Annotated in this window: 31 protein-coding genes; 20 read left to right on the top strand and 11 right to left on the bottom strand. The window is 66.3% G+C overall.

The window, feature by feature from the left end:
- Positions 1-50: 50 nt before the first annotated feature.
- The 4 genes from BMZ21_RS05810 to BMZ21_RS05825 all read left to right on the top strand — a co-directional run bounded on the left by BMZ21_RS05810 (position 51) and on the right by BMZ21_RS05825 (position 4642).
- Positions 51-953, top strand: a complete 903-nt coding sequence (locus BMZ21_RS05810) for a DMT family transporter (RefSeq protein WP_091830812.1) — start codon at positions 51-53, stop codon at positions 951-953.
- A complete protein-coding gene (locus tag BMZ21_RS05815; protein WP_167561549.1) occupies positions 950-2125 on the top strand; it encodes a multidrug effflux MFS transporter in 1176 nt (391 codons plus the stop codon). Before BMZ21_RS05810 ends, BMZ21_RS05815 begins: the two co-directional genes overlap by 4 nt.
- A gap of 109 nt (positions 2126-2234) precedes the next feature.
- Positions 2235-2834 carry a TRAP transporter small permease subunit gene (locus BMZ21_RS05820; RefSeq protein WP_167561550.1) on the top strand — a complete coding sequence of 200 codons (600 nt, stop codon included), beginning with the start codon at positions 2235-2237 and terminating at the stop codon, positions 2832-2834.
- Between the two features lie 143 nt (positions 2835-2977).
- Positions 2978-4642 (top strand): TRAP transporter large permease, encoded by a 1665-nt coding sequence (locus BMZ21_RS05825; RefSeq protein WP_425285421.1) that lies wholly within the window; start codon positions 2978-2980, stop codon positions 4640-4642.
- An 80-nt stretch (positions 4643-4722) separates the two neighbouring features.
- Here BMZ21_RS05825 and BMZ21_RS30570 read toward each other — a convergent pair whose 3' ends face one another.
- The 3 genes from BMZ21_RS30570 to BMZ21_RS05840 form a co-directional block, all read right to left on the bottom strand.
- Positions 4723-5112 carry a porin family protein gene (locus BMZ21_RS30570; protein ID WP_208862228.1) on the bottom strand — a complete coding sequence of 130 codons (390 nt, stop codon included), beginning with the start codon at positions 5110-5112 and terminating at the stop codon, positions 4723-4725.
- 147 nt (positions 5113-5259) lie between these two features.
- Entirely contained in the window at positions 5260-6354 is a 1095-nt protein-coding gene (locus BMZ21_RS05835) for a TRAP transporter substrate-binding protein (protein WP_091830816.1), read from the bottom strand.
- A 241-nt stretch (positions 6355-6595) separates the two neighbouring features.
- Positions 6596-7681, bottom strand: a complete 1086-nt coding sequence (locus BMZ21_RS05840) for a TRAP transporter substrate-binding protein (protein ID WP_091830819.1) — start codon at positions 7679-7681, stop codon at positions 6596-6598.
- A gap of 312 nt (positions 7682-7993) precedes the next feature.
- Between BMZ21_RS05840 and BMZ21_RS05845 the strand changes: the two genes are divergently transcribed.
- From BMZ21_RS05845 to BMZ21_RS05860, 4 genes are read left to right on the top strand one after another with little or no spacing between them, the layout of a single operon-like run.
- On the top strand, positions 7994-8413 hold the full coding sequence (locus BMZ21_RS05845; protein WP_091830821.1) for a thiol-disulfide oxidoreductase DCC family protein: 420 nt from the start codon (positions 7994-7996) through the stop codon (positions 8411-8413).
- On the top strand, positions 8410-10092 hold the full coding sequence (locus BMZ21_RS05850) for a saccharopine dehydrogenase family protein (protein ID WP_091830822.1): 1683 nt from the start codon (positions 8410-8412) through the stop codon (positions 10090-10092). The genes BMZ21_RS05845 and BMZ21_RS05850 overlap by 4 nt, the downstream gene beginning before the upstream one ends.
- Positions 10079-11131, top strand: coding sequence for an agmatinase (gene speB, locus BMZ21_RS05855; RefSeq protein WP_091830824.1), 1053 nt, complete (start codon positions 10079-10081; stop codon positions 11129-11131). Before BMZ21_RS05850 ends, speB begins: the two co-directional genes overlap by 14 nt.
- Positions 11056-11613, top strand: a complete 558-nt coding sequence (locus BMZ21_RS05860; RefSeq protein ID WP_091830826.1) for an Lrp/AsnC family transcriptional regulator — start codon at positions 11056-11058, stop codon at positions 11611-11613. The genes speB and BMZ21_RS05860 overlap by 76 nt, the downstream gene beginning before the upstream one ends.
- 15 nt (positions 11614-11628) lie before the next feature.
- Here BMZ21_RS05860 and BMZ21_RS05865 read toward each other — a convergent pair whose 3' ends face one another.
- Positions 11629-12252 carry a TetR/AcrR family transcriptional regulator gene (locus tag BMZ21_RS05865; protein WP_244543720.1) on the bottom strand — a complete coding sequence of 208 codons (624 nt, stop codon included), beginning with the start codon at positions 12250-12252 and terminating at the stop codon, positions 11629-11631.
- Positions 12253-12326: 74 nt separating this feature from the next.
- Between BMZ21_RS05865 and BMZ21_RS05870 the strand changes: the two genes are divergently transcribed.
- The 4 genes from BMZ21_RS05870 to BMZ21_RS05885 all read left to right on the top strand — a co-directional run bounded on the left by BMZ21_RS05870 (position 12327) and on the right by BMZ21_RS05885 (position 15519).
- Complete coding sequence (locus BMZ21_RS05870; protein WP_091830830.1) at positions 12327-12920, top strand: isochorismatase family protein; 594 nt, start codon at positions 12327-12329, stop codon at positions 12918-12920.
- 151 nt (positions 12921-13071) lie between these two features.
- Positions 13072-14301 carry an MFS transporter gene (locus BMZ21_RS05875; RefSeq protein WP_091830832.1) on the top strand — a complete coding sequence of 410 codons (1230 nt, stop codon included), beginning with the start codon at positions 13072-13074 and terminating at the stop codon, positions 14299-14301.
- A gap of 245 nt (positions 14302-14546) precedes the next feature.
- Positions 14547-15083, top strand: coding sequence for a hypothetical protein (locus tag BMZ21_RS05880; RefSeq protein ID WP_091830834.1), 537 nt, complete (start codon positions 14547-14549; stop codon positions 15081-15083).
- A gap of 64 nt (positions 15084-15147) precedes the next feature.
- Positions 15148-15519, top strand: coding sequence for a hypothetical protein (locus BMZ21_RS05885; RefSeq protein WP_143079658.1), 372 nt, complete (start codon positions 15148-15150; stop codon positions 15517-15519).
- Positions 15520-15535: 16 nt separating this feature from the next.
- On the opposite strand, the gene BMZ21_RS05890 is transcribed toward BMZ21_RS05885, so the two are convergent.
- Entirely contained in the window at positions 15536-16138 is a 603-nt protein-coding gene (locus tag BMZ21_RS05890; protein WP_091830838.1) for a TetR/AcrR family transcriptional regulator, read from the bottom strand.
- 159 nt (positions 16139-16297) lie between these two features.
- On the opposite strand from BMZ21_RS05890, the gene BMZ21_RS05895 reads away from it, so the two are divergent.
- The 6 genes from BMZ21_RS05895 to BMZ21_RS05920 all read left to right on the top strand — a co-directional run bounded on the left by BMZ21_RS05895 (position 16298) and on the right by BMZ21_RS05920 (position 19844).
- Entirely contained in the window at positions 16298-16504 is a 207-nt protein-coding gene (locus BMZ21_RS05895) for a hypothetical protein (RefSeq protein ID WP_143079659.1), read from the top strand.
- Positions 16505-16966: 462 nt separating this feature from the next.
- The gene (locus BMZ21_RS05900; protein ID WP_091830842.1) at positions 16967-17740 is read left to right on the top strand and encodes a transporter substrate-binding domain-containing protein; all 774 of its coding nucleotides are present in this window, start codon (positions 16967-16969) and stop codon (positions 17738-17740) included.
- 75 nt (positions 17741-17815) lie between these two features.
- Positions 17816-18526: an ABC transporter permease gene (locus tag BMZ21_RS05905; protein ID WP_091830844.1), complete on the top strand. Its 711-nt coding sequence runs from the start codon at positions 17816-17818 to the stop codon at positions 18524-18526.
- Positions 18523-19239, top strand: coding sequence for an ABC transporter permease (locus BMZ21_RS05910; protein WP_091830846.1), 717 nt, complete (start codon positions 18523-18525; stop codon positions 19237-19239). The genes BMZ21_RS05905 and BMZ21_RS05910 overlap by 4 nt, the downstream gene beginning before the upstream one ends.
- A 63-nt stretch (positions 19240-19302) precedes the next feature.
- Entirely contained in the window at positions 19303-19557 is a 255-nt protein-coding gene (locus BMZ21_RS05915) for a type II toxin-antitoxin system ParD family antitoxin (RefSeq protein ID WP_091830849.1), read from the top strand.
- Positions 19557-19844, top strand: coding sequence for a type II toxin-antitoxin system RelE/ParE family toxin (locus tag BMZ21_RS05920; RefSeq protein ID WP_091830851.1), 288 nt, complete (start codon positions 19557-19559; stop codon positions 19842-19844). The genes BMZ21_RS05915 and BMZ21_RS05920 overlap by 1 nt, the downstream gene beginning before the upstream one ends.
- 4 nt (positions 19845-19848) lie before the next feature.
- On the opposite strand, the gene map is transcribed toward BMZ21_RS05920, so the two are convergent.
- Positions 19849-20601: a type I methionyl aminopeptidase gene (gene map, locus BMZ21_RS05925; protein ID WP_091830853.1), complete on the bottom strand. Its 753-nt coding sequence runs from the start codon at positions 20599-20601 to the stop codon at positions 19849-19851.
- Positions 20602-20762: 161 nt separating this feature from the next.
- Here map and BMZ21_RS05930 point away from each other — a divergent pair, with 161 nt between their 5' ends.
- Complete coding sequence (locus tag BMZ21_RS05930; RefSeq protein WP_091830855.1) at positions 20763-21629, top strand: NAD(P)-dependent oxidoreductase; 867 nt, start codon at positions 20763-20765, stop codon at positions 21627-21629.
- Positions 21630-21632: 3 nt separating this feature from the next.
- Here BMZ21_RS05930 and BMZ21_RS05935 read toward each other — a convergent pair whose 3' ends face one another.
- Genes BMZ21_RS05935 through BMZ21_RS05955 form a run of 5 tightly spaced genes read right to left on the bottom strand, consistent with a single transcriptional unit; the run spans position 21633 to position 24280 of the window.
- Positions 21633-22274: a uracil-DNA glycosylase family protein gene (locus BMZ21_RS05935; protein ID WP_091830857.1), complete on the bottom strand. Its 642-nt coding sequence runs from the start codon at positions 22272-22274 to the stop codon at positions 21633-21635.
- Entirely contained in the window at positions 22271-22735 is a 465-nt protein-coding gene (locus BMZ21_RS05940; RefSeq protein ID WP_091830859.1) for a hypothetical protein, read from the bottom strand. The genes BMZ21_RS05935 and BMZ21_RS05940 overlap by 4 nt, the downstream gene beginning before the upstream one ends.
- Positions 22732-23205 carry a hypothetical protein gene (locus tag BMZ21_RS05945; RefSeq protein WP_091830861.1) on the bottom strand — a complete coding sequence of 158 codons (474 nt, stop codon included), beginning with the start codon at positions 23203-23205 and terminating at the stop codon, positions 22732-22734. The genes BMZ21_RS05940 and BMZ21_RS05945 overlap by 4 nt, the downstream gene beginning before the upstream one ends.
- Complete coding sequence (locus BMZ21_RS05950; RefSeq protein WP_091830863.1) at positions 23202-23666, bottom strand: hypothetical protein; 465 nt, start codon at positions 23664-23666, stop codon at positions 23202-23204. The genes BMZ21_RS05945 and BMZ21_RS05950 overlap by 4 nt, the downstream gene beginning before the upstream one ends.
- 2 nt (positions 23667-23668) lie before the next feature.
- On the bottom strand, positions 23669-24280 hold the full coding sequence (locus BMZ21_RS05955) for a glutathione S-transferase family protein (RefSeq protein ID WP_091830865.1): 612 nt from the start codon (positions 24278-24280) through the stop codon (positions 23669-23671).
- A 159-nt stretch (positions 24281-24439) separates the two neighbouring features.
- On the opposite strand from BMZ21_RS05955, the gene BMZ21_RS30260 reads away from it, so the two are divergent.
- On the top strand, positions 24440-24589 hold the full coding sequence (locus BMZ21_RS30260) for a hypothetical protein (protein WP_158673627.1): 150 nt from the start codon (positions 24440-24442) through the stop codon (positions 24587-24589).
- Positions 24590-24604 lie beyond the last annotated feature (15 nt).

Here is a 24604-nt window from a genome sequence, read left to right on the forward strand (position 1 = left end):
TGGCCGAGATCGGCCGAGCGGACGGTGCGCGAAGCCCGACAGGACCCGCCTTGGCCACCGCCGCCCAGAACCGCCGCGGAATCATCGCCATGCTGGCGGCGATGACGCTCTTCTGCTGCAACGACGCCCTGATGAAGCTCGCGCGCGAGGTCTTCCCGGTCGGCCAGGCGCTGGCGCTGCGCACCATCTTCGCCGTCGTGGCAAGCTTGGCGCTGGTCGTGTTCATGGACGACTGGCGCAAGCTTCCGCTTGGACTGAGGCCGATGGTGCTGGCGCGGGCCTGCGTCGAGGCGCTGTGCGCGCTGACGTTCATCTGGGCATTGGGGCTGCTGCCCCTCGCCAACATCACGGCGATCGTGATGGCTTCGCCTTTGCTCATCGTTCTGCTGGCGGTGCTGCTGCGGATCGAATCCGTCGGCTGGCGCCGGGCCCTGGCGCTGACGGTCGGCTTCATCGGCGTGCTGATCGTGATGCGTCCGAGCGCGGACGGCTTCAATGCAGCCGCGCTGGTCGCCCTTACCGGCGCCGGCTTCGTCGCCATCCGCGATCTGACGACCCGCTTCGTCGGCAGCGACGTGCCATCGACCGTCGTTTCCCTGACCGCGACGGTGACCGTCGGACTGTTGGCATCGGGCATGGGCGCCCTGGAAACCTGGCAATCACCATGGCGAATCGAGCTCGCCTATATCGCAGCCGCTGCGGTCCTGGTCACAGGGGGCGGCCTCAGCGTCATCACCGCCTTCCGCAACACCGATGTCGGCGTCGTCGCGGGCTATCGCTACTCCGTCGTCCCGATCGCGGTACTGATCGGCTGGCTCGTCTGGGGCGAGACCCCGGACGCCATCTCATACGCCGGGATCGCGCTGATCGTCGGCAGCGGCCTCTACACCCTGCACCGCCAGCGCACCCGCCCCGATTCGCAGCTGAAACCCGAGGGCGACAAACCGCTATGACAGCGAAGCCCACCCTCACCGTCCTCGTCGCGATCTCGACGCTGCAGCCGATCGCCCTCAACATGCTGGCGCCGGCGACCCCCGCACTCGCCCGCAACTTCGCCACCAGCTATGCGACGATCCAACTGACGCTGACCCTGTTCCTGGTCGCGGTCGCACTGACGCAGCTGATCGTCGGGCCGCTTTCCGACCGCTACGGACGCCGGCCCTGCGTGATAGCCGGCACGGCCGTGTTCGCAGTTGGCTCCGTGCTCGGAGCGCTGGCCGACAGTGCGGGCACCCTGCTGTTCGCGCGCGTGCTCGAAGGCGCCGGTTCCGGCACGACCTTCGCCCTGGCACGCGCCATCATCCGCGACACGGCGGGCCGCGACCAGGCGGCTAGGCAGATCGCGACCGTGACCATGGTCATGGTCGTGGCGCCGATGATCACGCCCTATCTCGGCGGCCATATCGAGACCAATTTCGGCTGGCGCATGATCTTCTGGTCGATGGCCGCGGCGGCCGCGATCGTGCTGGTCCTGGTCGGGATACGCCTGCCGGAGACGGCACCGAATGTCGGGGTGCGAACCTCGCTGACGGGCATCTTCCGGGCCTTTCCGGAGCTGGCGCGCGACCGCAGCTTCATCAGGAACGCCGTCGCGCTGGCGATGACCTCGGCCGCCTTCTTCGCCTTCATCGCCGCGGCGCCCTTCATCGTGGTCGAGACGATGGGGCGCGGCTCCGACACTTACGGCGCCTATTTCATCATCAACGCCTTCGGCTACATGGTGGGCAATTTCGCGATGTCCCGATTGGTGCTCCGGCACGGCACGGCGACGATGGCCTGGATCGGCCTGATCATCTCCTTCGTGGCGATCACCGTCGCCTTCGTGATCGCGCTGACGCCATGGTGGACGCCGCTGACGCTGTTCCTGCCGCTCGCCATCAGCGCCATCGGCAACGGATTGACCCTGCCGGGAGCGACCGCCGCGGCGCTTTCGGCGCGGCCCGAGCTCGCGGGATCGGCGGCGGGGCTCGCCGGCGCGATCCAGCTCGGCTCGGGCGCGCTCGCGACCGTGGCGATCAGCTCGCTGGTGGCGCATTGGCCGCCGGCCCTGATGGCGATGATGTGGCTGATGCTCGTCGTCGCTTTGCTTGCGTTGCGCAAGGAACCGCGTAGGCGAAAGGACTGATCCACAGTGCCTTGCGCGGCGCAATGTTGTGCGGCATGTAGCAATCGTATAACCGCCCTTCACAATCTGCATGATGCAGCCGGAATCCACGAGGTCAGGGAGGACTGAGGTGGACGCACCCCTCGCTTTGAGCCGCGCTATCGATACCCTCAACCGCAAGATCGGTCAGTGGGTCGCGTGGCTGATCCTGCTCGCGGTCATCGTCTCGACCGTGAACGCAATCATCCGCAAGCTGTTCAACGTTTCGTCGAATTCCTGGCTCGAGCTGCAATGGGTGCTGTTCGGCGCCGTGTTCCTGCTCTGCGCCGCCTGGACGCTGCAGGTGAAGGAGCACATCCGCATCGACATCGTGAACAACCTGCTGCCCAAGCGCGTGCAGCAATGGATCGACCTGATCGGCCATCTCCTGTTCCTGCTGCCGTTCTGTGCGCTGATGATCTACCACTCCGGCCCGTTCTTCATGCGCTCCTACCAGGTCAACGAACAGTCGCTCTCGGCTGGCGGCCTGCCGCAATGGCCGGCCAAGGGGCTGGTGATCGTCGGCTTCGTCCTGCTGCTGCTGCAGGGCATCTCGGAAGTGATCAAGCAGATCGCGATCATGCGCGGCAAGCTCGACGACGACGAGACGCTGCGCGGCCACGCCGCTGCCGCCGAGGCCGAGGCCCAACGCCTGCTCGAGCAGGCCAGGGCCGAAGGCCTCGCCCCGTGAGCCCAGACGCAGCTTTCCGGACCCGCTCCATGACCTTCGTTCGCTCCGCCGCGCTGCTGCTCGCGCTCACCGCAGCCGCCTTCCTCAGCCTGCACACTGGCGACGCCCACGCCGCCGGCATCGGCGACTTCCTGCGCGTCAACATGGCGCCGGTGATGTTCGTCGCGCTCGTGCTCTTCCTGCTGCTCGGCTATCCCGTTGCCTTCGCGCTCGCCGCCAACGGCCTGTTCTTCGCCCTGGTCGGCATCGAGCTCGGCATGTTCCAGGAGAACTTCCTGCAGGCGCTGCCGGAACGCATCTACGGCACGATGAACAACGACGTGCTGCTGGCGATCCCGTTCTTCACCTTCATGGGCCTGGTGCTGGAACGCTCGGGCATGGCGGAGGACCTGCTCGACACGATCGGCCAGCTTTTCGGACCGATTCGCGGCGGCCTCGCCTACGCCGTCATCTTCGTCGGCGCGCTGCTCGCCGCCACCACTGGCGTCGTCGCGGCGTCCGTCATCTCGATGGGCCTGATCTCGCTGCCGATCATGCTACGCTACGGCTATGACAGGCGTCTCGCCTCGGGCGTGATCGCGGCATCCGGCACGCTGGCGCAGATCATCCCGCCCTCGCTCGTGCTGATCGTGCTCGCCGACCAGCTCGGCCGCTCGGTCGGCGACATGTACGAGGGCGCCTTCATCCCCGGCCTGGTTCTGGCAGGGCTATACGCCGGCTATGTCTTCCTGGTCACGATGGTGTGGCCGAAACGCGCGCCAGGCCTGCCGCCGGAAGCGCAGACGCTGCGCGACGCCGACGGCGTGACGCGCCGCCGATCGCTGCTGGTGGTGACGATCATCGCCTTCGCCATCGCCATTGCCTACATGAAGTACTTCACCAAGGTCGGCGGCGGCGCGGACTTCGTCATCCTGACCATGTCGATCGCAGTCGCGGTCTCCTTCGTCATCGCGCTGGTCAACAAGTACCTCAAGCTCAACCTGCTCTCGCGCATGACCGAGCAGGTCGTCTTCGTGATGGTGCCGCCACTGGCGCTGATCTTCCTGGTGCTCGGCACGATCTTCATCGGCGTCGCGACGCCGACCGAAGGCGGCGCGATGGGCGCGGCCGGCGCCATCCTGCTCGCGTGGAGCAAGGGGCGCATGACCTTCAGCCTGCTTCGGCAGGCGACGGAGTCGACGGCGAAGCTCTCGGCCTTCGTGCTGTTCATCCTGGTCGGCGCGCGCGTGTTCTCGCTGACCTTCTACGGCGTCAACGGCCATGTCTGGGTCGAGCACCTCCTCGTCGGTCTGCCCGGCGGCGCGACGGGCTTCCTGATCGTCGTCAACGTGATGGTGTTCCTGCTCGCCTTCTTCCTCGACTTCTTCGAGCTCGCCTTCATCATCGTGCCGCTGCTCGGGCCGGCGGCGGACAAGCTCGGCATCGACCTGATCTGGTTCGGCGTCATCCTCGGCGTGAACATGCAGACCTCGTTCATGCACCCGCCGTTCGGCTTCGCCCTCTTCTTCCTGCGCTCGGTCGCGCCGAAGAACCCCTATCGCGACAAGGTGACGGGCAAGATGATGGAGCCGGTGACGACCGGGCAGATCTACTGGGGCGCCGTGCCCTTCGTGGTGATCCAGTGCATCATGGTCGCACTCGTGGTGATCTTCCCGCAGATGGTGATGCACTACAAGAGTTCGGGCATTCAGCTCGACCAGCAGCAGATCAACAAGCAGCTCGACAGCATCAGCATACCCGGGCTCGGCGGCTCCGGCGGATTGCCGGGGCTCGATCTCAACGCTCCGCCGACGCTGAACCTCAAGTGAGGCGTTAAGGCCAGAAACGACGAAGCCCCGGATCGACGATCCGGGGCTTTCGTTTTCAGATGCGAGCGTCGACGCTCAATTCACCAGCGCTGCCAGCCATTGTTCAGGTTGTTGTCGATCCGGCCGCGGCCGCTGATGACGGTCCGAAACTCGCCGACGGAGGTCTGGCTGCGCGCCTCGCCATAGACCATCGCATCGGCGGCGGAGCCGTAGCCGCGGTTGCGGGAGGTCTTGCCGAATTCGACGCGGACGCCGCCGCCGAGGCGGACGCAGGCCGAGGAGCCTTCGACGCGAACGAAGCCCGGCCCGTATTCCGGGCACGGACGCGCCGCCTGGCTCGATGCAGAGGGCGCTGCCAACGGCTTGGTCTTTGCCGGACCGCGACCGGGAAGTGGCTCGCCGATCGACTGGGCGACTGCGAGCGTGGGCAGGCAGAGCGTCGCGAGAGCTATTGCGATTGGCAGCTTCATGAGTGCCTCGATTTGCGTTCGGCGGCAGGATAGCGCTTCGAACAGGGCCGGGCTAGGGCGACGACCACCGAGACGAAAAACCCCGGCCTCGCGGCCGGGGTTGGCGTGGTGCCGAGTTGACCGGCGAACCGGCCAGCCGCCCTCTTCTCAGAGCAGGTTGCCCGCGCGGGCGCGGATCAGGAAGTTGTCGTAGGTGTATTCGGCGATCTGGAACCAGAGATATTCGTCGCCGCGGAAGGCCGACATCGCCTCGTAGATCTTCTTGAAGTCGGGATTCTTGGCGTTGGTCTCGGCATAGACCTCCTTGGACGCCTTGAGGCAGGCCTCCATGATCTCCTGCGAGAACGGCCGCAATTGCGCTCCGCCGCCGACCAGGCGCTTCAGCGCCGCCGGGTTGCGGGCATCGTACTTGGCCTGCATGTCGATATTGGCAAGGCCGGCGGCCGTGGTCAGGATCGACTTGTAGATCTTGGGCAGGGCCTCCCACTTCGCGGTGTTCATGAAGAAGTGCAGCGAGGCGCCCCCCTCCCACCAGCCGGGATAATAGTAATAGGGCGCGACCTTGTTGAAGCCGAGCTTCTCGTCATCGGCGGGACCGACCCACTCGGCCGCGTCGATCGTGCCCTTTTCCAGCGCCGGATAGATATCGCCGCCGCCGATCTGCTGCGGCACGACACCGAGCTTGCTGACGACCTGGCCGGCGAAGCCGCCGATGCGCATCTTCAGGCCCTGAAGATCGGCGACCGTCTTGATCTCCTTGCGGAACCAGCCACCCATCTGACAGCCGGTGTTGCCACCCGGAATCGCGTAGATGTTGTATTTCTTGTAGAACTCGTTGAGCAGGTCCATGCCGCCGCCATGGTAGAACCAGGCGTTCTGCTGGCGGGCGTTGAGGCCGAACGGCACCGCGGTTCCGAAGGCGAAGGTCGGATCCTTGCCGACATAGTAATAGGACGCGGTGTGGCACATCTCGACGGTGCCGTTGGTCACGGCGTCGGCCGCCTGCAGCGCCGGCACGATCTCGCCGGCCGCGAAGACCTGGATCTGGAACTTGCCGTCGGTCGCTTCCGACACGGCCTTCGCCAGCACTTCCGAAGCGCCGTAGATCGTGTCCAGCGATTTCGGGAAGGATGAGGTGACGCGCCATTTCACCTCGGGCATGGATTGCGCGATGGCCGGAGCGGCAATGACGCTGGCGGCGCCGCCGGCTCCGGCGACTTTCAGAAACTGACGACGCTTCATGCGGTGTGCTCCTCCCAGAGCTTTCAGGCGCGCCGGTTTTTCCGGTTCGCGCGCAAGAGCTTCAGGAAAGGGCATCTGCCCGGCGAGCGCAAGCATACAACATGGCCCCCATGCAAATTTCGCATAGGTATTTTGTCTAACCCGACTTGGCATCGGCGCACCGACAGTGCAATCGCTCGCGCCAACGAAAAAGCCCGGCCGCAAGGCCGGGCTTCGTTTCCGCTGCCGTGGTCGACGGCGATTACTTGCCGCGGTTGCGGACCTGGAAGATGTCGAAGGTCAGCTCTGCCACCTGCCACCAGAGATACTGGTCGCCGCGGAAAGCAACCATCGAATCGATTGCCTTCTTGAAGTCGGCGTTCTTGGCCGAAATCTCGGCATAGAGTTCGTTCGAGGCCTTGAGCGAGGCTTCCATCACGTCCTGCGGGAACGGGCGCAGCTGCGTTCCGGCGCCGACGAGGCGCTTCAGAGCGGCCGGGTTCTGCACATCGTATTTCGCCGCCATCTGGGTGTTGGCGTAGGTGCAGGCGGCGGTCAGCGCGGCCTGATAGGCCTTGGGCAGCGCATTCCACTTCTCCAGGTTGACGAAGGCGTGGACGCAAGGCCCGCCCTCCCAGAAGCCCGGATAGTAGTAGTAGGGCGCGACCTTCGAGAAGCCGAGCTTCTCGTCGTCATAGGGGCCGACCCACTCGGCACCGTCGATCGTGCCCTTCTCCAGCGCCGGATAGATGTCGCCGCCGCCAATCTGCTGCGGCACGAGGCCGAGCTTCTGCAGGACGGAGCCGGCGATACCGCCGATGCGCATCTTCAGGCCGTTGATGTCGGCGACGCTCTTGATCTCCTTGCGGAACCAACCGCCCATCTGGGCGCCGGTGTTGCCGCAAGGCAGGCCGTAGATGTTGAACTTCTTGTAGAACTCGTTGAACAGCTCGTTGCCGCCACCCTGGAACAGCCAGGCGTTCTGCTGGCGGGCATTGAGGCCGAACGGAACCGAAGCGGCGACCGCGAAGGTCGGGTCCTTGCCGACATAGTAATACGAGACGGTGTGGCACATCTCGACAGTGTTATTGCTGACCGCGTCGGCCGCCTGCAGGGCCGGCACGATCTCGCCGGCGGCGAAGACCTGGATCTGGAACTTGCCGTCGGTCAGGTCGGAAACCATCTTCGCCATGACTTCGGCGCCGCCATAGATGGTGTCGAGCGATTTCGGGAAGCTCGACGCCAGGCGCCACTTCACCTCGGGGTTCGACTGCGCAACCGCCGGCATGGCGACAGCGGACACTGCCGCACCGGTACCAGCGACCTGCAGGAATTGACGACGCTTCATATGGGGCATCTCCTCGTTTCGACGTTCATCGCCGCGCCCGGGCAGCAATAGCACCAGCGCAAGCGACATTTGTAGGACGACCTTGGTGTTATGCAGCGGTGATCGGAAGCGGCGGCCCGGGTTGACCCACGGTTAATCGGCTCACCTCGAATCTATACTTGCACAAGATTTGCGCAGCACTCCCCCCAATCGTTGCAAGATCGTCAACCGTCTCAGGTCGCTCGACAATTGCACGCAGAGCATGGCACGGCTGCGCAGGAAGCGCATGAAACTTTTTTCCCGCACGGTCAACCTCTCCCGTAAAGAAGCCCGATGACCAGCATCCCTGCCCCGATCTGGCTCTATGACGGCGTCTGCGTTCTCTGCTCCGGCGGCGTGCGTTACACCCTGCGGCACGAGCGCGACCACGACATCCGCTTCGTCGCGATCCAGTCGCAGGAAGGGCGCGCGCTCGCGCAGGCGCACGGCATCGACCCTGACGAGCCGGACAGCTTCCTCTTCATCGAAGGCGGCCTGGCGCTGGCGAAGTCCGAGGGCGTTCTGGCGCTCGCTCGCCATCTGAACGGGCCGGTGCGCCTGCTGCTGCTTGGGCGCGCGCTGCCGAAGCGCTGGCGCGACTGGCTTTACGATCGCGTCGCACGGAATCGCTACCGGCTCTTCGGCCAGAAGACGTCGTGCGACATGCCGGATCCCGCGACGCGTCACCGTTTCACCCTGCCGGACAGTCCATGAGGCGCGTCGTACTGATCGGCGCGACCGGCGTCTTCGGCCGGCGGCTGGCGCGCCATCTCTCGCGCATGGACGGCCTCGATCTGGTGTTGACCTCGCGCAGCGCCGGCAAGGCGCAGACGCTGGCGCAGGAGCTGACGGCCGAGGCGAGCGTGCCGGTCAGCGGCACGGGATTGGATCGCGACAAGGATCTGGTCGCCGCGCTCGCCGTATTGCAGCCCTGGCTGGTGATCGACGCCTCCGGACCATTCCAGCAACAGGGCTACGAGGTGCCGACAGCGGCGCTTCTGCTTGGCGCCCATATCGTCGACCTCGCCGATGCGCGCGGCTATCTCGCCGGATACGGGCCGCAGCTGGACGAGATCGCCAGGCAGCGCGGCCTCGTCGCGCTCGCCGGCGCCAGCTCGACGCCGGCGCTGTCGGCTGCGGCGGTGCGGGAATTGAGCGAAGGCTGGCAGCGGCTCGACACGATCGAGATCGCGATCACGCCGGGCGGGCGCAGCGAGGTTGGGCCGGCGGTCATCGCTGCGGTCCTGAGCTATGCCGGCAAGCCGGTGCCGGTCTGGCGCGAAGGCGAATTGCAGACGACGTCCGGCTGGGAGACCGGCGAGGTCATCGACATGCCGGGCCTCGGCCCGCGCCGGGTCGCACCGGTCGAGACGGTCGATGCCGAGACGCTCGGTCCCGATTTCGCCGTACGCTCGCGCGTCAGCTTCGCGGCGGGGCTGGAAGCCGGCATCGAGCAATGGGGGCTGGCGCGGCTCGCCTGGATACGCCGCCGTGGCTGGGTCGCCGATCTCGCGCCGCTGGTGCCCTTTCTTGTCAGGGCGCGTCGGATCACCCGGCTCTGGACCTCGGATCGCGGCGGCATGCGCGTCGCGATCTCCGGCATCGACGGCAAGGGGCGGCCGCGCCGAGCCTATTGGTCGCTGCTGGCGGAGAACGACGATGGCCCACAGGTGCCGACACTGGCAGCCGCCGCCGCGGTGCGCGCCCTCCTCGCTGACGAGATCGCTCCGGGCGCGCGCTCGGCTGCCGAAGCGCTCGACCTCGCCGCGATCGAGGCCGAGATGGCGCCCTATGCGATAAGCACCAGCCAGGACGAGCGCGCCGTCGGCCCTGCCCTGTTCGAGACCGTGCTCGGGGCGCAGGCCTTCGCGATGCTTCCGGCGGCGATCCGGGCCTTCCACGCCAATGACGCCGAGCCGGTCTGGCAGGGTCGGGCCGAAGTCTCGCGCGGAAACGGGGCGGTGCTCGACCTGTTCTGCCGGCTCTTCGGACTTCCCACGGCTGGGGGCGGGCTGCCAGTGACAGTCAGCGTCGCGCGTGGCGATTCGTTCGACGAGGGCTGCGAGATCTGGACCCGCAACTTCGCCAGCCAACGCTTCCGGTCGCGCCTGAGCGTCGATCGCAATGGCGAGCTGCGCGAGGCCTTCGGCCCGTTCTCCTTCACGCTTGCCCCCGAGGCAAACCGGGAGGGCGTGGCGCTGCCGATCGCGGCCTGGCGCGTCTTCGGCCTGCGCTTGCCCCGCTTTCTCATGCCCTCGGCCGAGGCTCGCGAGACGGTTGACGCCGATGGCCGCTTCCGGTTCGACGTGAAGCTGTCTTTGCCCTTCTTCGGCCTGCTGGCGCATTATCGCGGCTGGCTCAAACCTCGGGAACCAAGCGATGGACCAGGATAAACTCGCGAAACTCAGGGCGCGCTATGCCGGGGCGAGCGGCGCCGACATCCATGATCCCAGCTTCGCCAAGGTCGCCGCCGGCCAGTTTCAAGGCGACCGGCGCAAATGGCCGTTCTCCGATGTCGCGACCTTCATCAATGCGCCTTACCGGCCGGAGGCCCTGAGCCAGCCCGATCTCGGCGGGCTCGACGTCGCGATCATCGGCCTGCCGATGGATCTCGGCGTCACCAACCGGGCCGGCACGCGCCTCGGCCCGCGCGCGGTGCGCGCCGTCGAGCGCATGGGGCCGATGGACCATGTCAACGGCACTGCCCCGTTCAACCTGATCAAGGCGGCAGATATCGGCGACGTGCCGTTCCGCTCGCGCTATTCGCTGGAGAGTTGCCATGAGGACATCGAGGCGACCTTCAAGCAGATCGTGAAGGCCGGCGTCTCGACGCTCGGCGTCGGCGGCGACCATTCGATCACCTATCCGATCCTGAAGGCCGTCGGCGAGAAGCGCCCGGTCGGCATGGTCCATATCGACGCGCATTGCGACACGTCGGGGCCCTATGAAGGATCGAAATTCCACCATGGCGGGCCGTTCCGGCAGGCCGTGCTCGACGGCGTGCTCGATCCCGAGCGCGTCATCCAGATCGGCATCCGTGGCGGCGCCGAATATCTCTGGGAGTTCTCCTACGAGTCCGGCATGACCGTGATCCATGCCGACGAGGTCGACCGCATGGGCCTCGACGCCGTCATCGCCAAGGCGCTCGCCGTGATCGGCGACGGGCCGACCTATGTCTCCTTCGACGTCGATTCGCTCGATCCGGCCTTCGCGCCGGGCACCGGCACGCCCGAGGTCGGCGGCCTCACCTCGCGCGAGGCGCTCGCCATCCTGCGCGGGCTGAAGGGCCGCAACATCGTCGCCGCCGACGTGGTCGAGGTCGCCCCGCAATACGATGCGACCAGCAACACGGCGCAATGCGCGGCGCAGGTGCTGTTCCTCGAGCTCTGCCTGATCGCCGAGGCAAGGGCCGCCGGCAAGGGCAGGCCGTGAAGCGAAAGACGCCTCAGCTCGACGCGATCGATCGACAGATGATCGCGATCCTGCGAGCGGAGGGCCGGATCACCAACCAGGCCCTGTCGGAGCGGGTCGGGCTCTCGGCCCGGCCCTGTCTGGAGCGGATGCGCCGGCTCGAGGCCTCGGGGCTGATCGCCGGCTATGGCGCGCGGCTCTCGCCCGAGCTCGCCGGCCACGCCATCATCGCCTTCGCGCAGATCTCGCTGCGCGACCACTCGGTCGGACGGCGCGAGCGGGTCGAGAAGGTGCTGCGCGCCTGTCCCGACGTGGTCGAGCTCCTGGTGATCAGCGGCGAAGCCGACTATCTCGCCCGCATCGTCGCAAGCTCGCTCGCCGCCTATGAAGAGTTGACCGGCGCCTGGCTCGCCGACAACCAGCTCGGCATCGCCCGGATTGCGACCACCTTCGCGCTCAAGGCGCTGAAGGATTTCGAGGGCTATCCGCTGCTGGGGGAGTAGCAGGCGCCCCTGCCTTCAGCCGCCCTGCCCGGCGAGATGGCGCTTCAGCATGGTGCGCAATTCGGCGATGGCCGGCGCCCGCACGCCCTCATCGTCATCGGCGCGCAGCAGCGCCGCAACCCGGATCAGATGCAGGGTCACCGCGGCGAGAGAAGCGACGCGCGCCTCGGCTATCGGCGGCTCGACCGCCACGAGCAGCGCCGCGATGCGGCCGCGCAGACGGGCGCGTGCCTCCTTCTTGACGGCAGGATCGAGGCTGCGGCGCTCGCCGACGGCAAGAAAGGCCGGGTTCTCTTCAAGATAGGCGACGAAGCGGGCGAAGAGCGCATCGACTGCCGCCTCGACCGGCTGGCCGCGAACCTCTCCCGCGAGCGAGTCGAGCATGCCCGCGAGCGCATCGAGATGGCGGCCATGGAGCGCCGCCGCGACATGCTCCTTGGTCGGGAAGAACTGGTAGAGCGAGCCGATCGAGGCGCCGGCGCGCGCGGCGATCTGCGTCATCGTCGCCGCCTCGTATCCGGCCTCGGCGAAGACGGCGCTGGCGCCGTCGAGCAGCGCCGAGACCCTTTTCAGGCCACGACTGCGACTCGGCGCCTTGGCGTTCTTCTCCGTCGAGGGGCTTGAATTTTGTGAGGACATACTCATAAATCTACAAACATGAGGAAATCCTCATATAAAGGCCCTCTCGGCCGTGCTCCCTGATGGAGATTCCGATGCCGCTCCAGCTCGACCCTCGCAAGACCGCCCTCGTCCTCATCGACATGCAGAAGGGAACGCTCGCCTTCCCGCTCGCACCCTATGACCGGACAACCCTGATCGCCAACACGGCCGCGCTCGGGGAGGCCTTCGCCGAGGCCGGCGGCCTGATCGTGACAGTTCGGGTCGCGTTCGCCCCCGACCGCTCCGACCTGCCGCCGCAAACGATCGATCAGCCGATGATGCTGCCACCGGGCGGCTTTCCGCCCGACTGGTCGGAACTCGCCCCCGAGATCGCCGCGCTGCCGGCCGCCGTCTGCGTCACCAAGCGGCACTGGAGCGCCTTCTACGGCACGGAACTCGACCTGCAATTGCGACGGCGGCGGATCGAGACCGTGGCGATCGGCGGCATCGCCAGCAATTTCGGCGTCGAATCGACGGCGCGCGACGCCTGGCAGCACGGCTACGACGTAATCGTCGCCGAGGACGCCTCGAGCTCGGTCGGCGCGGAGCTGCATGCCTTCGCCATCGCCTCGACGCTGCCGCGCGTCTCGCGGGTCCGAAGCATCGCGGAGATCATGGCAGCCCTAGTGCCGGCTGTGGCGGCCTGAGCTGGTCGCCATGAACTGAGATCATGCCACCTTTGCCCTATCGCGATCGAGCCGCATTTCGCTTGCGCTCAGTGCATGACGATCACATTATGTTGCAGCGCGGCACGATCTTTCCGTGCTGCAACACAATAATCCATACCCGGATATCGTCATGAGCCTCTCGAGCACGGGAGACGCGTTCGCGCGCCCTGCCCGCTCCACTGCCGCGCCACGCATCGGCCTCACCCTGTTCGCCCTGGCGATGGGCGGCTTCGCCATCGGCACGGCCGAGTTCGCGGTGATGAGCCTGCTGCCCTATTTCTCGGTGGGACTGGGGATCGACGAGCCGACGGGCGGACATGTGATCAGCGCCTACGCCGCCGGCGTGGTGGTCGGCGCGCCGATCATCGCGGTGCTGGCGACAAGGCTCTCCCGCCGCACCTTGCTTATCGCGCTGATGGCGGCCTTCGCCCTCGGCAATGGGCTTTCGGCGCTCGCTCCGAGCTATAGCTGGATGCTGCTGTTCCGCTTCCTCAGCGGGCTGCCGCACGGCGCCTATTTCGGCGTCGCGGCGCTGGTCGCGGCCTCGCTGGTGCCGGCGAACCGGCGCGCACTCGCCGTGGCGCGGGTGATGCTCGGACTGACGATCGCGACGATCCTCGGCGTGCCCCTGGCGAACTGGCTTGGCCAGGCGCTCGGCTGGCGCTGGGGTTTTGGAGTCGTCACTGCCCTGGCGCTGACGACAGCGGTCCTGATCGCGCTGTTTGCGCCGAAGGATCGGCCTCAGTACGGCGCCAGCGCCATGCGCGAGCTCGGGGCACTGCGCCATCGCCAGCTCTGGCTGACGCTGGCGATCGGTGCCGTCGGCTTCGGCGGCCTGTTCGCGGTCTACACCTACATCGCCTCGACGCTGATCGAGGTGACCCAGGTCTCGCCCACGGTGGTACCGGTGGTGCTGGCGATCTTCGGCCTCGGCCTGACTTTCGGGACTTTGGCTGCAGCCTGGTTGGCGGACCGGATGCCGATGGCCTCGATCGCGATCATCCTGCTCTGGACCGCCGGTTCGCTGGCGCTTTTCCCCTTCGCCGCCGGCAATATCTGGGCGATCTGCGTGGTCGCCTTCATGATCGGCTGCGGCGGCGGGCTCGGCACGCCCTTGCAGACCCGGCTGATGGACGTCGCGCAGGACGCGCAGACGCTGGCAGCGGCGCTGAACCACAGCGCCTTCAACACCGCCAATGCGCTCGGCCCCTGGCTCGGCGGCATGGCGATCGCCGCCGGCCATGGCTGGACCTCGACCGGCTGGGTCGGCGTGGGCCTTGCACTCGCGGGCTTCGCGATCTGGCTGGTCACGGCGTGGGATGCGCGAAGCCGAGGCAGTGAAGCAGCCGCCGAGGCCTGAAGTCAGAATCGATCTGCTATTTTAGGGTATCGAGCGCCGCTATCGTCCTTCAATTGGATCCGGCGGCCTCAAGGGGCGGGTTTCTATGTGCCCGGCGTCGGAGCAATCCATGAGGCGGATCACTCCTTGACGCTGGCGGCCATGTCATAGTTCATCATATGCGGCGGCATGCCGCTACGGCATTCTGCTGACGACGTCGCGCCTACCCTGCCTATCCCCGCAAGATCATTCAGGAGGCGCGCCGAATGCCTCTCGCGAGCAAGGTGTTGGCATTCGTCCTACCCGCCGCCCTGTGCCTGTCTTTGGCAGCGCGTGCAGCCCTCGCAGGCGAGCCCCGCTTCAGGGTCGTGATGAACTGGACCTCTGAATCGGTGTCTCCTCCCAAGAGGGAATTCTGGAATCATTTTGACATCAATTTCGCTTTCATCGGCGGTCGTCAGGTCGAGGAGCGTGTCAATAATAATCCCTCTGCGTCTGACATATATGGCCGGAAGCAGACCAAAACGATCGCGCTCGGGGACGAGTACGCGGTCGGTCGCTGGCCTGCCGTCTGGCGGGTTCTGGACGACAAGACGCTGATCCGGATCGTGGCCTACCCGACCCACTCGTGGATCGTCCGGATCAGCACGGATGGTCAATCGTCATGCACCGCCAGATTTGAATGGCGGCTCAAGGAGGGGCTCACGGAATACCAGGGCTGGTCGGCTTCCCGAAGAACGACGACCCGCTACATCAACCCGACCGTGCGCGACTGGCGATGCGACATCCTGAGGCAGACATGAGCTTCTGCCTCATGCTGGCGACGGGCTGGTCTAGCGAAGCAACTTGATGGTCTGGGAGCGCTGCATGCTTCGGGCGTGCCTCGCTTCAATGATCGCGATCGCGGCGCTGATGATCTCGGCGAACGCCTTCGCCGAATGCCGCGTCACCGGGCCGAAATGGTATCTCCACACCAACGACAGGGTGACGCTGAAAGCCGAGATGGACTCGCAGGGCTGCGGCCATAGCTATGGCGTGGCCGGGACCTGGCGCATGGACAAGCTCGTGGTGATGAAGCCGCCGTCGAACGGGCAGTTGCGCCAGATCGGCGAAGTCACCTTCTACTACATTCCAAAAGCCGGCTTCAGGGGGACGGACAACTACGTCCTCTATATCTGCGGCAAGGACACATGGGGTTCCGGCTGCGCGCGGCTGAACTACGAAGCGACGGTCGACTAGATCTTGGCTCTCCGACTCACGGCCCGCCTCGCGCCGCGATCAGGCGCATCGCGACAGGAATCGAGGCCTGCCCGGCCTCGAGCTGGTCGGTCAGCACGTAGAACCAGTTGAAGCCGATATAGAGCGCGAGCCTGGCCTCGACCTCCTCGGCCGGAATGTCGCCGCGCGCCGCAGCCGCGGTGAAGAGGCCGCGGACGTCCTGCAACCGCTCCGGCAGAAATTTCTCGCGCAAGGCCGCGAGCGCATGGGGATCGCTCTGGGCCTCGGCCAGCAGCGCCCGGAAAGTGCGCCCGGAGGGCGTGCCGCACCAGAAGCTCCAGAGCGCGCTCGTATGAGCGATGAGGTCCTGGGCCAGGTCCCCGCTCGGCACGGCCCTGATGCCTGCCTTCTCGGCGGCATAGACCTCCATCAGCAGATCGGCGCGGTTCTTCCACCAGCGATAGATCGTCGGCTTGCCGGCGCCGGCGCGGCGCGAGACCGCATCGATCGAGAAGCCGGCATAGCCCTCCTCCGCCAGCACGGCGCGGGCGGCAGCGAGGATCGCCGCCTGCGAAGCCGGGTTCCGCCGCGCACCGATCGACGCGCGGCGAACCGGAGTTGCGGCTTTTCCGGCCTTCATGATCGCGACCCTTCTTCGTCGGTCCTGCGACAGCGCTTTTGGCCCGCCCGCGGCAAGCACGTTCCCTGCAAGCACGATCTTGCAGCAGACGGCTTGATATCGAAACGGGCCGTATCTATCAATAGTAACGAAACGGAACGTTCCGTTATGGAGATGACCATGACCACCCTCACCCGCAACCCCATTCTCGCCCGCCTGCGCTTCCTGGGAACGCTGATGCTGGGCGCCTATCTGCTGATCAACGCCATACTCGCCCTGCTGGCGCCGCTGACGCCCGGCTGGTCGACCTGGTCGGTGACGGCGCTGGCCGTGCCGCCGATGGTGCTCGGCATGGTCTATCTCGTCATTCCGATCGCCCGGCGCTGAGACGGCCTCCAGCTCCGGCCCGAATCTGTCGCCTTAGCGACAGATTCGGCTGCCACCCACGAGAAGGGCGGCCTGCCTCGGCTGCTTTTGCAACTCTACCCTCGAAGGAACGAGGGAGGACCGCCATGAACGCGACCGTGCTCGAAGGGCAAGCCTGTGCACCGAACGGCGCACCGGATTGGCAGCCGAAACGCTGCAACAGCGTCTCCACGTCAGGAGCGCGCTGACCCGAGTGACAAAATCCGTGTGCAGCCGCCTTGGCCCCTGCAGCGCAAATCGGTCGCCACAACCTGTTTTCACCAATAAGAACAGCGCCTTGCCTTGCACCATCCTTGTGCAGGCACGCTCGGAAAAGCTGCAAGAGGCTACTTGCGGCCCGCCCCGATGATCGCACAAGCTGTCGCGCACAAGCCGATGCGGGAACTCGAAACGCCCGGTTGGCCAAACCCAAGGGGAGGTCCCATGAAAGGTTTCGCAAAGTTCTTCGCAGCCGCAGCGCTCACCGTTGCCGGCGCCACCGGGGCGCTCGCCCAGGCGAAGGAATGGAAGGAAGTCCGAATCGGCACGGAGGGCGCCTATCCGCCCTACAACAACCTCAACGCCAAGAAGGAGCTGGAAGGCTTCGAGATCGATTACGGCAACCTTCTCTGCGAGAAGATGAAGGTGAAGTGCACCTGGGTCGTGCAGGATTGGGACGGCATCATCCCGGCGCTGCAGGCGAACAAGTACGACATCATCCTGGCCGGCATGAACGCCACCGAGGAACGCAAGAAGCAGGTCGACTTCACTACGCCTTACAGCAAGACGCCGATCTGGATGATCGGCCCCAAGAGCACCGCTTCCAGCGACATCTCGCCGGCCACACTGAAGGGCAAGTCGATCGGCGCGCAGGGCTCGACCATCCACGCCAACTATGTCGAGAAGTTCTACAAGGACTCGACCGCGCGCCTCTACCCGACCCAGGAAGAGGCCAATCTCGACCTGCTCAACGGCCGCCTCGACTATATCGTCGCCGACGCGCTCGCCCTCGCCGACTTCCTGAAGGGACAGGGCAAGGATTGCTGCAAGAAGATCGCCGAGGTGACCCGCGACGACGCGATCCATGGTGCGGGCGTCGCCGGCGCGGTGCGCAAGGCCGATACCGCGCTGAAGGACCTGTTCAACAAGGCGATCGCCGAGACCGTCGCCGACGGCTCGCTGAAGAAGCTCGAGGACAAGTGGTTCAAGTACGAGTGATCTGACACCCGCTGACGCCCGCTCGCCGGCCGCTCCAGGCCGGCGGGCTTTATCCTCTCGCGCGCCGGCTCTCCCATGTTCGACAAATTCGCACTGCTCGGTTTCGGCCCCGGCGGCTGGGGCTGGGCCCTGCTGCAAGGCGCGGCCAACACCATCTCGGTCGCGCTCGCGACCCTGCCCTTCGGCCTGGCGCTCGGCCTGATCATCGCGCTTTGGAAGCGCTCCGACAGCATGCTGCTGCGCTCGCTGGCGACGATCTACACCACCGTCTTCCGCGGCGTGCCCGAGCTGCTGACGCTCTACATCATCTATTTCGGCATCCAGGTGCTGGTGCAGAAGGTCTGGACCGGCTTCTCGATCCCGCCCTTCGTCGCCGGCATGGTCGCGCTCGGCATGGTGCTCGCCGCCTTCTCCAGCGAGGTCTGGGTCGGCGCGCTGAACTCGATCCAGAAGGGCCAGCGCGAGGCTGCGGCGGCGCTCGGCCTGTCGAAGGCGCAGGCCTTCCGGCTCGTCGTCTTCCCGCAACTGATCCGCGTCGCCCTGCCCGGCCTCGGCAACAACTGGATGGTGCTGCTGAAGGAGACCTCGCTGATCTCGGTGATCACGCTGCAGGACATCATGTTCATCGCGACGCGCGCCAATGTTGTCACCAAGGAGCCGTTCCTGTTCTTCGGCACAGCGATGATGCTCTATTTCTTCTTCTCGCTGGTCTCGGCCTGGGGCATCGGCAAGCTCGAGCAACGCACCAATCGCGGCTTCGCCGCTTTCGGCGGAGCGACGCGATGACCTGGTGCGAATATCCCGGCTACCTGATCGGCAGCGAGGTCCTGCAGAACTATGGCTGCCGCATGGCCAGCGGCCTCGGCATCACATTCCAGCTGGTCGTGCTCTCGGTCGCGTTAGGCTTCGTGCTGGCGCTCGGCCTCGCCATCGCCAGGCTCTACGGGCCGCGCTGGGCGCAGATCGCGATCAACGGCTACACCACCTTCTTCCGCGGCACGCCGCTGCTCTGCCAGCTCTTCCTGGTCTATTACGGCTTCGGCCAGCTCCGGGTGTTCTGGCAGGATATCGGGCTGTGGTGGTTCTTCCGCGAGCCGTTCTACTGCGCGCTTTTCACCTTCACCATCAACACCGCCGCCTATCAGGCCGAGATTCTGCGCGGCGCGATCCAGTCGATCCCGCGCGGCCAGTTCGAAGGGGCGCTGGCGCTCGGCCTGCATCGCTGGGCGACCTTGCGCCGGGTGATCCTGCCGCAGGCGATGATCCTGGCGCTGCGTCCGCTCGGCAACGAGCTGATCGTGATGATCAAGGCGAGCGCCATCGCCTCGCTGGTGACGCTGTTCGACCTGATGGGCGCGACGCGCCTCGCCTTCGCCCGCTCCTTCGACCTGTCGATCTACCTCTATGCGGCGCTGATCTATCTCGTGCTGACTGAGATCATCCGCCGGGTCTGGGACCGGATCGAGCTGCGGCTGACGCGGCATATGGCGTTGAGGTGACGCTACGGAGAATTTGACAATCTTTGCCAATCCCCGCCATATTCGATGAAGTGGAGATCGAACATGGCGACGATGAACGTGTCCTTGCCGGCCTCGATGAAGGACTGGGTCGAGGCCCAGACCGAGACCGGTCGCTATGCCAATGCGAGCGACTATGTACGTGACCTGATCCGGCGGGATCAGGAGCGCAACGACAAGATCGCTGCGATGCAGCGCTTCGTCGATGAAGGCCTGAACAGCGGGATAGGCACGCGTTCAGGCGATCAGCTCTTCGCTGCCGCCCTCCAGCGCACCGCGACACCGCCCGGCAATCGATAGTGGGCTTTCGCCTGTCGCTAGCGGCAGAAGAAGACATCATCGGCATTGCCGAGCAGGGAATACGACTGCTCGGTCCGCTTCAGGCCAAGCACTATCACGATGAGTTATTGGCGATCTTCGCCATGATCGCCGTCTATCTTCGTATCGCGCGCGAACGCTTTGAACTGTCGCCGCCGATGCGCATCTACCCATTCAAGGCGCACCTTGTCGTCTATCGTGTCGACGAAAACGGCGATGTCCTGATCGCGCGTATCCGCCACGCCCATGAAGATTGGGGCGAAACCTGACCGTTCAGCCCGGCAGGGTCAGCACCAGCGGGCCGTTGGCGGTCGCGACCACGGTGTGCTCGTACTGGACCGTGGGCGCACGCGGCTCGGAATACAGCGTCCAGCGATCGCCCTCGGCATGCTCGGCCCAGTTGGCGCCGAGCGACAGGAACGGCTCGACGGTGAAGACCAGCCCCTTCTGCATGACGCGGCGCTCGGAGCGCTCGGGCCAGGTCGCGATCTCCTTCGGCTCCTCGTGCAGCGAGCGGCCGATGCCGTGGCTGGCGAGGTTTCGCACCAGCGTATAGCCGTTCTTCTGGGCAAAGCGCCCGACGGCTTCGCCGATCCCGGCGACCGGCTTGCCGGCACCGACCTGGCCGAGCCCGGCCCAGAGCGCGCGCTTGCCGTCGCGGCACAGCTTCTCGATGCGGCGATCGACCGGCGGCACCGTGAAGGACGCGCCCGTATCGGAGAAATAGCCCGCCTTCTGAGCAGAGACGTCGATGTTCACGAGGTCGCCCGCCATGATCCGGCGCCCGCCGGGAATGCCGTGTGCGACCTCCTCGTTGATGCTGATGCACGTGGCGCCCGGGAAGCCGTAGACGGTCTCGGGAGCGGAGCGCGCACCATGCCTTTCGAGCATGTCGCGGCCGATCGCATCGAGCTCGGCCGTGGTGATGCCCGGTTCGAGCGCCTTGCCCATCGCGGCCAGCGTATCGGCGACGATACGGCCGATCTCGCGCAGGGCCTGCAGCTCTTCGTCATTGGTGATGGTCATGGCGGGTTCCTGACCGATTTCGGCGAGGCCGGCAAGGCAGGGCGCGGCAGACTGCCCATGCACGATCCCTGCGGAATCGCGATCGCTGCTATCGCTTCCCTCGCCTTCCCTGGCGCGCTAAAGCCGCAATGACCTTTCAGACGATTGCAGCGGAGCACCTCATGGCCAAAGTCGCTTTCCTCGGTCTCGGCGTGATGGGCTATCCCATGGCCGGCCATCTCAAGGCCAAGGGCCATGAGGTCACCGTCTACAACCGCTCGCCGGAGAAGGCGCAGAAATGGGTAGCCCAGCACGGCGGCGCCTATGCCCCGACACCAGCCCAGGCCGCGGAAGGCCAGGAGATCGTGTTCGCTTGCGTCGGCAATGACGACGATCTGCGCTCGGTGACCACCGGCGAAAATGGCGCCTTCGCCGCTATGGGCAAGGGCACCGTCTTCGTCGACCACACCACCGCTTCCGCCAATGTCGCGCGCGAACTCGACGCAGCGGCGACCGCGGCCGGCTTCGGCTTCGTCGACGCGCCGGTCTCCGGCGGACAGGCAGGCGCCGAGAACGGCGTGCTGACCGTGATGTGCGGCGGCGACCAGGCGACCTACGCCAAGGTCGAGCCGGTGATCGCCAGCTTCGCCCGGATGTGCAGGCTGATGGGGCCGGCCGGCTCGGGCCAGCTCACCAAGATGGTCAACCAGATCTGCATCGCCGGCCTGGTCCAGGGCCTGTCCGAAGGCGTCCACTTCGCCAAGCGCGCCGGCCTCGATGTCGAGGCGATGCTGGAGGTGATCTCGAAGGGCGCCGCGGGCTCCTGGCAGATGGAGAACCGCGGCAAGACGATGAACGCCGACAAGTTCGATTTCGGCTTCGCCGTCGACTGGATGCGCAAGGACCTCGGCATCGTGCTCGACGAGGCCCGGAACAACGGCGCCCGTCTGCCGGTGACCGCGCTGGTCGACCAGTTCTATGCCGATGTGCAGAAGCTCGGCGGCGGGCGCTGGGATACGTCGAGCCTGCTGAAGCGGCTGGAGCCGTAAGGCTCAGCCGACCAGCCGCGCCACCTCCGCACGCAGCACCGGCACCAGCTCGGCCTCGAACCAGGGGTTCTTCCGGAGCCAGCCATTGTTGCGCCAGGAGGGGTGCGGCAGCGGCAGGATGCGCGGCCGGCGCTCCCCGGCGAAGATGTTGCGCCAGTCGGCGACGGTCGCGGTCAGGTCGGCCGCTGCCTTGCGCCCGAGATGCCATGCTTGCGCGTAACGGCCGATCACCAGGATAAGCTCGATCTCCGGCAAGCCCGCGAGCACGCGGCTTCGCCAGGCCGGTGCGCATTCGCGGCGCGGCGGCAGATCGCCGCCCTTGCCGTCGAGCCCGGGGAAGCAATGGCCCATCGGCACGATCGCCACGCGAGAAGCATCATAGAAGCGGGCCTGGTCGAGGCCGAGCCAATCGCGCAGGCGGTCGCCGGAGCGGTCGGTGAAAGGCCTGCCGCTGGCATGGACACGCGTGCCGGGCGCCTGGCTCGCGATCAGGAGGCGCGCGCTCGCCTCAGCCTGGATGACGGGACGCGGCTCGTGCGGCAGGCGCGGCAGATAGACCGGCTCGTCCCGGCAGATGCGGCAGTCGCGCAATTCGGCGAGGACATCGCCGAGCGCTTCGGAGGCGTTGTCTCCCTGCCCGCTCATTGCCCGGCCAGCCGCGCCCGGCCCTTTCGCTGCGAGATCAACCCGTCGCAGTACCAGGCCGGCACCTTGTCGGCGTGCTTCTCGGGATCGCCGGGCCGGACGGTGAATGCGCCTATGATGTCCCCACTGGCGACGCTCCGCGGGACATAGAGCGTGCCGCTGCGTTCGACGGTGAAGCAGTAGGTCTGCCGGGTCTCGATCGGGCCGTAATAATAGCAGATCGCATCATCCGTCGTGGTCCAGCAGGCATCGCGGTTCGGCATTGCGCGATCGCGGTTGTAGCCGCTCACCCGCCCATCGGCGTGATGGAACTCGCTGAAGGTCTCGCCGCTGCTGTAGCGCCCGGTCGCGGTATTGCCCTCGACGAGCTGGCGCATCTGCTCCCCCGTCAACCGCTCGACGGCGAATGCCTCGCCGCCCGCGACCGAGAGCCCGAACAGCAGCAGCGCCGCACACCTCATTGCGAGGCGAGCCGCGACGACATCGACGGCGGCGGACCCTGCGAGATCAGGCCGTCGCAATGCCAGGCCGGCGCCTTGTCTGCGTGCTTCTCGGGATCGCCCGGCTGGATGGTGGCGATAGCGTTGATGCGGCCGGTTCGATGGGTCTGCAGCACATAGAGCGAGCCGCTGCGCTCGACGGTGAAGCAATAGGTCCGGCGGGATGCGAACGGGCCATAATAGTAGCAGACGGCCTCATCGGTCGTGGTCCAGCAGGCATCGACGTTCTGCACATGCCGGTTGTGCCCTGTCGCACGGCCGTCCTGGTGATGATACTCGCTGAACGGCAAGCCGTTATTGTAGCGGCCGGCAACCGTGTTGCCCTCGAAGAGCTTGCGGATCTCCTGGCCGGTCAGACGCTCGACCGCGAACGCGCTCGTTGCCGAAACGCAGAGCGCCAGCAGCGCCGCGATCCTGCCGGGCCGCTTCACCTGGCCGCCACGCGTCGCGACATCAGCGGTCCCTGCGGACCGCGCGAGATCAGCCCGTCGCAATACCAGGGCTTGCCGCCATCGGTGTGGTTGCGCGGATTGGCCAGCTCGATGGTCGCCACCGCGTTGATCCGGCCATTATCGAGATTGCGCAGGATGTAGAGCCGGTCGGTCAGCTCGACCGTGAAACAGTGCGTCGTCCGCTCCTCCGGCGGGCCGTAATAATAGCAGACGGCATCGCCCTTGGTGATCCAGCAGGCGTCGCGATTCTCCTGCCAGCCATTGTTGCCGAGCGCCCGCCCGTCCGGGTCGTGAAACTCGGTGAAGAAGCCGCCGCCAGTGTAGCGGCCACTGACCGTGTTGCCGGTGAAGGCGCGGTTGATCTGCTCGCCGGTCAGCTTCTCCATCGCCGTCGCGGCGAGCGGGACCATCAGAGCAAGCAGGATCAGCGGCAGGCGCATGATCAGACCTTCCAGCTCGGCCTGGCCGAGAGCTCGCCATGCCAGCGCCGGATATTGGTGAAATCCTCCGGCAGCGGGATGCGGGAAGGCTTCATGAAGTCGATGGCGATGCCGGCGGTGATGTCGGCGACCGTCAGCTCGTCGCCGCAGAGGAAGCGATTGGCGCCGAGCTGCAGGTCGAGCAGCACGAGATGATCGTCGATCTGCTCGCGGCTGGCCTCGGCCCATTCCGGCACCTGGTCCTCGAGCTCGGCCATGGCGGGATGGCTGTGGCGGAACACGGCCGCGACCGCTGTGAACAGGCCGAGCTCGATGCGGCGATTCCACATCTCGATCAGCGCCGCCTCCTTGGGGGCGGCGCCGAACAGGGCCGGCGCCGGGTGCAGGCTCTCGATGTAGCGACAGATCGCGATGGTCTCGGCCAGCGCCGTGCCGTCGTCCAGCAGCAGCACCGGCAGGCGCTGGGACGGGTTGATCCGGGTGAACTCAGGTGTCCGGTGCTCCTTCCTGGCGATGTCGACCGGGATGAGCTCGGGCAAGGGCACGCCCTTCTCGGCGAAGAAGATGCGGACCCGCCGCGGATTGGGCGCGCGCCCGCCATCATAGAGCTTCATGCCCCTCGCCTTTCGCCGTCTCGGACATCGCGGTTTCACGGTGCCGGCGCCACCGTGTCAAGAGTTCAGCCTGCAAAGACGGCGGCAAGACGACAGAACGGCCGAGCCCGGGAACAAAGCCAGGGCGCGGCGATTGATCAGCCAGCAAGAGAAGAGGCAATGCCGCAGGACTGGAGCTTCGTCGTCTGGATCGTCGTCCTCGCCATTCCGGTGGGGCTGATGCTCGCAACCTTCTGGTCGCGCTCGCGTCAGCCCGGTACCGCGCGGCTGGATGGGCCGAGCAGGGACGATCCGCGCGAGCCGATGTGACCACTCTCCCGAGCG

The sequence above is a fragment of the Allobosea lupini genome, assembly GCF_900109525.1.
GTDB classification, from domain to species: Bacteria; Pseudomonadota; Alphaproteobacteria; order Rhizobiales; family Beijerinckiaceae; genus Allobosea; species Allobosea lupini.